9 protein-coding genes are annotated in these 4323 nt (G+C 37.7%); 3 read left to right on the forward strand and 6 right to left on the reverse strand.

Features of this window, described 5'->3' with window-relative positions; translation table 11 throughout:
• Positions 1–117 precede the first annotated feature (117 nt).
• The 3 genes from BUA56_RS23115 to BUA56_RS24040 all read right to left on the reverse strand — a co-directional run bounded on the left by BUA56_RS23115 (position 118) and on the right by BUA56_RS24040 (position 1060).
• Positions 118–285 (reverse strand): hypothetical protein, encoded by a 168-nt coding sequence (locus tag BUA56_RS23115; protein WP_158641033.1) that lies wholly within the window; start codon positions 283–285, stop codon positions 118–120.
• A gap of 186 nt (positions 286–471) precedes the next feature.
• Positions 472–672 (reverse strand): phage antirepressor KilAC domain-containing protein, encoded by a 201-nt coding sequence (locus BUA56_RS24035; protein ID WP_341443539.1) that lies wholly within the window; start codon positions 670–672, stop codon positions 472–474.
• A 7-nt stretch (positions 673–679) separates the two neighbouring features.
• Complete coding sequence (locus tag BUA56_RS24040) at positions 680–1060, reverse strand: BRO-N domain-containing protein (RefSeq protein WP_341443538.1); 381 nt, start codon at positions 1058–1060, stop codon at positions 680–682.
• Between the two features lie 116 nt (positions 1061–1176).
• Here BUA56_RS24040 and BUA56_RS22295 point away from each other — a divergent pair, with 116 nt between their 5' ends.
• A complete protein-coding gene (locus tag BUA56_RS22295; RefSeq protein WP_072854947.1) occupies positions 1177–1368 on the forward strand; it encodes a hypothetical protein in 192 nt (63 codons plus the stop codon).
• On the opposite strand, the gene BUA56_RS22300 is transcribed toward BUA56_RS22295, so the two are convergent.
• Positions 1349–1582 carry a hypothetical protein gene (locus tag BUA56_RS22300; RefSeq protein ID WP_072854948.1) on the reverse strand — a complete coding sequence of 78 codons (234 nt, stop codon included), beginning with the start codon at positions 1580–1582 and terminating at the stop codon, positions 1349–1351. The genes BUA56_RS22295 and BUA56_RS22300 overlap by 20 nt on opposite strands.
• 16 nt (positions 1583–1598) lie before the next feature.
• The gene (locus tag BUA56_RS22305; protein WP_072854949.1) at positions 1599–1838 is read right to left on the reverse strand and encodes a DUF739 family protein; all 240 of its coding nucleotides are present in this window, start codon (positions 1836–1838) and stop codon (positions 1599–1601) included.
• A gap of 164 nt (positions 1839–2002) precedes the next feature.
• On the opposite strand from BUA56_RS22305, the gene BUA56_RS22310 reads away from it, so the two are divergent.
• The gene (locus BUA56_RS22310) at positions 2003–2377 is read left to right on the forward strand and encodes a transcriptional regulator (protein WP_072854950.1); all 375 of its coding nucleotides are present in this window, start codon (positions 2003–2005) and stop codon (positions 2375–2377) included.
• Here BUA56_RS22310 and BUA56_RS23950 read toward each other — a convergent pair.
• Positions 2374–2502: a hypothetical protein gene (locus BUA56_RS23950; protein WP_278320885.1), complete on the reverse strand. Its 129-nt coding sequence runs from the start codon at positions 2500–2502 to the stop codon at positions 2374–2376. The two genes, BUA56_RS22310 and BUA56_RS23950, sit on opposite strands and share 4 nt — an antisense overlap.
• Positions 2503–2706: 204 nt before the next feature.
• Here BUA56_RS23950 and BUA56_RS22315 point away from each other — a divergent pair, with 204 nt between their 5' ends.
• Positions 2707–4311, forward strand: coding sequence for a recombinase family protein (locus BUA56_RS22315; RefSeq protein WP_072854951.1), 1605 nt, complete (start codon positions 2707–2709; stop codon positions 4309–4311).
• Positions 4312–4323: the final 12 nt, after the last annotated feature.

Consider the following 4323-nt stretch of genomic DNA (forward strand, 5'->3'; position numbering starts at 1 on the left):
AGCCTGCAGCATGTTATCCGGCTGAAAAAATCCGGTTTGCATCAAAATCGTCGATGCTAATGCAGAAATAATTACATTTTTAAACACTGGTTGTCCTCCTTTTTTGTGGGTAACCGCCTAAGCGGTATCATCTTTTGCAGTAACTTTAGCAGCAAAATATCTATTTGCTATTTGCGACACTCTATCTAATGTATCCAACACTTCCTTGCGGGTTTTATCCTTATAATAGTCATCGTGAACAATTATCTTAGTGCCATCGAGGTCCATCGTTTTAACAACTGCCATGTCATTACCTCCTTCCGTAGATTTTATGTATTACTGTTTGTACTTGTTTCCAGGAATCTCCTATGCGATTCGGATAACTGGTATATAATGGTAACTGCACAAGCGTACATACAACTGAATAAGTCTATGTCATCAAAAGATGACGCTATTGAGAAATCCTGTAGTTTGGAGTGACTGCAGGATTTTTTAACTGTTCCTATCCTGCTTTTTCGTTGCTAGTAATTTATTGATGAAATATTGTTGACCTTTTCCAGTGACCTTGGTGGTTTTGCTCACTGTCGTGTGACCATCAGAATGAGTTATCGCGGTTTCCTTGACCTCAAATAATCCCATCTCCATACTTCTTTGCGTAGGAGCATTGTAATCCGTGCCTTTTCTGCGAATCAGGTACCCATTATCCCTGAGATATAATCTGGGCCGATTGCTGCTCGATAGTTTTCTGAGCTTCGAGTACTGCTAAAGCAAGCAGTTCCTTCCCTTGCGGTATAGCGTAGGATCCGGTCTTTCTGATGGCAGGCAGCACTTCCGATGTTACCCAGTGTTTGAACCGTTGGGCTGATTCAAGTTTGCTTCCGAAAATCAGGGCGTATAGACCGGATTCATTAATGATAGTCATAGCCTGTAGTCCACCATGGGTGCCCTGAATTGGGGCGTCCTTTTTATCTTCACCTAAAACATGAGAGGCAATGGCGTTTCTTGCTTTTGCGTAGCCAAGAGCCTCCGCAACATCTTTACCAACAAACCACGGTTCGCCATCAATAGTTACTGTTCGCACCTGCCCGAACTCGGCATTTTTGAAAATCTTTAAATCGTTTATACCTCATCATCCTTTCTTTGTGATATAATTTCATTATCTGCTCAAAGTAAAAATAATCTTTAGGAGGAATTAATATGCCCGATGATATTATCAAATCCTCTCCGCCGTTCAAAACAGGAAATAAAGTGATTGCAGGCACCTATTGCTGTATGAATTGCAACAATGATGGGAATAACGATGATACTTTTATTCATTTTGTTGCAAATAACGGTGGAGCACTTCCGCGCTGTCCAAAATGCGGAAACACTACTTGGATGAAGATTTGAAAAATTCATCCGCCTTTTTATCGTAGCGGTCGTTGCGAATCCCTTCATTCAAATCGACCTCTGCGATTTTAAAATGTTTACTCCATATTGGTTTTCCAAATTTCCAAATCATCAGAATCAAGTAGTCCCCACGATCTGTTCTTACAAATCCGTACCGTACTGTGGACCTGATTTGCCTGATTTTGTTTCTGAACTTCTTTCCTATTTCATTCATCCTTTCCCTCCATCTTTTACCCTGCCTTTTGCTCAATATTATTGAACATTTGAGAGAAAAAAAATATTTCGACATCCTCGCCTTGTATTTTTAGTAATGTACAAGCTTTTGAAATATCAGGTTGTTTCCAATACCTTTCTCCATTAATTTTTAAAGACAAAGTTCTTTCTGACCAGCCCATAGCAGAAGCGAACGCTTTTTGAGTGCCGTAAATTTCAACAATACGCCCTTTTAACTTTCGGTAATCATAATTCATTATGTCACCCCTTTCTTTTTGCTCAATACTTTTGAACAAGCCTATATTAACATGACTAAGTTATCTTGTCAACGCTTTTGTTCAACATTTTTGTATTTAATCATATTTATGTTGAACTTTTGTTCAATTTATGTTATTATACCAACATGGAGGTAGTATATAATATGAAAAGTTCTAATACATCTGAGAGATTAAAACAATTAATGAAAGAAAAAAATTTAAGACAAGTAGATATACTAGAAAAGTGCATGCCATTCTGCGAACAATATAATGTAAAGTTAGGTAGAAATGACTTAAGCCAATATGTAAATGGAAAAGTAGAGCCAGGTCAAGAAAAACTAACTGTATTAGGTAAAGCTTTGGATGTAAATGAAGCTTGGCTTATGGGATACGATGTAGCAAAAGAAAGAAAGGAATTTTCTCCAGAATCTGCTAAAAAAGATATAGAATTAATTGAAAAATTTTCTATGCTAAACCAAACAGATAAGCAGATTATAATGGATCTTATGGATTCTCTACTGAAAAAAGCGGGGAATTAACTTCCCCACTTATCATTTATAATAGATATAAATGATTTCAAATAAATAAGAATATCATGGTTACTTATCTTTTTGATGATTTCAATTAATTCTTTTTGCAGTCTTGTTACTTCATCGTTTCTCATTCTATGTACAGCCTCCTTCGCAGATAGCAAACACACGTTCGAAATCCCTCACTTATATAATATAACAGTCCGGCCAACAGATCAACAGGAATTCTTCACCCTGTTTGCAAAAATTAATCTTATATATATAAAGATACATTGAACAGACAAAACGTTACAAAATTCAACAAAGAAATTATTATTATCGAATTCAGAGGTATTATTATGTCAGAATATTACATATATTTACGAAAAAGCCGTAAGGATCGTGAGGCCGAAGCCAATGGCCAAGGAGAAACCCTCGCCAGACATCAGAAAACTCTTTTAGCCCTTGCTGATAGCATGGGAGTTAAAGTCAGCAAAATCTATAAAGAAGTGGTATCAGGGGAAAGTATCGAATCAAGGCCTGAAATTAAGCGTCTACTTCATGACATAGAGGATGGGCGCTGCACCGGCGTGTTTGTGATGGAGGTAGAACGTTTGGCCAGAGGAGACACAAAGGATCAGGGCATAATTGCGGAAGCTTTTAAGTATAGCGATACTAAAATTATTACTCCAATAAAAACCTATGACCCCAACGATGAGTATGATGAAGAATACTTTGAGTTTGGGCTTTTTATGAGCCGTAGAGAGTATAAGACCATTAACCGTCGTATTCAGCGCGGCAGGATTGCATCGGTGGAGGAAGGTAAATTTATTTCCAGTGTCGCCCCATATGGCTATAAAAAGGTTAAAATAAGAAACGGCAAGGGATATACTTTAGAGATTGACCCAGAGCGGGCCGATATCGTCCGCATGATATATGAATGGTATACTAGGGGCATCCCTGGTGACGACGGTTATTATCGCACCATGGGAGCAACAGCTATCTGCAGGAAACTTGATGAGATGCATATTAAGCCTATGGTTAATGACACATGGTCAAAAGCCTCCGTGTCAGACATACTTAAAAATCCCGTATATATTGGGAAAATAAGGTGGTCATATAGAAAAGAAATAAAAAAGATTGTGGATGGAAAGGTAAAAAAAATAAGACCAGACAGCCATGATGACTATATCCTGGTAAACGGCCTGCATCCAGCCATTATTTCTGAAGAAATGTTTGAGGCCGCCAAAGCCAAAGCGGAAGCCAATAAAAAAACTCCAATAAAACTTGGTACAAAATTGCAGAATCCGCTTACCGGAATCATATATTGTAATATATGCGGAAAAACCATGACCAGGCTTGCACCCACTTCAAAAACTCCTTACGCAGCATTGAAATGCTCTAATAGATATTGTAAGAATGTATCCAGTCCATTATATCTTGTGGAACGTAAGATGATTCAGTTTTTGGAGGATTGGCTTGAAAGTTACGATTTGAAAGCCAAAAGCTATGACGAATTATTTACCTCTGATTTAGAGCTGTCTGTTAAAAAAAATGCCATACAGTCTGAATATAATGAACTTTCCACTATAAAAGAACAGCTAGAAAATGCCTATAATCTTGTAGAGAAAGGCATTTATACTCCTGAACTATTTATCGAGAGGAGCCAAACCTTAAACAGTTTAATCAGAGAAAAGGAGCAGATAATCGAAAAATTAGAAGAGGAGTACCATTCTGCATTGCTGGAACAAAAATCAAGGGAAGAGTTCGTTCCGAAAGTCCGTAAAGTAGTTGAAACCTATTGGGAAGTACAGGATATGCAGTCACGGAATCAGATGCTAAAAGAAATAATTCAGAAAATTACATACACCAAAGAAAAGCCTAACACAAGGGGAGATAGAGAGAATGCAAACTTTACCCTCAACATCTTCCCTAAAATTCCCATCAAATTACCTATGTCTTGAATGGGGCTATAC

The organism is Lactonifactor longoviformis DSM 17459, assembly GCF_900129135.1.
GTDB classification, from domain to species: domain Bacteria; phylum Bacillota; class Clostridia; order Lachnospirales; family Lachnospiraceae; genus Lactonifactor; species Lactonifactor longoviformis.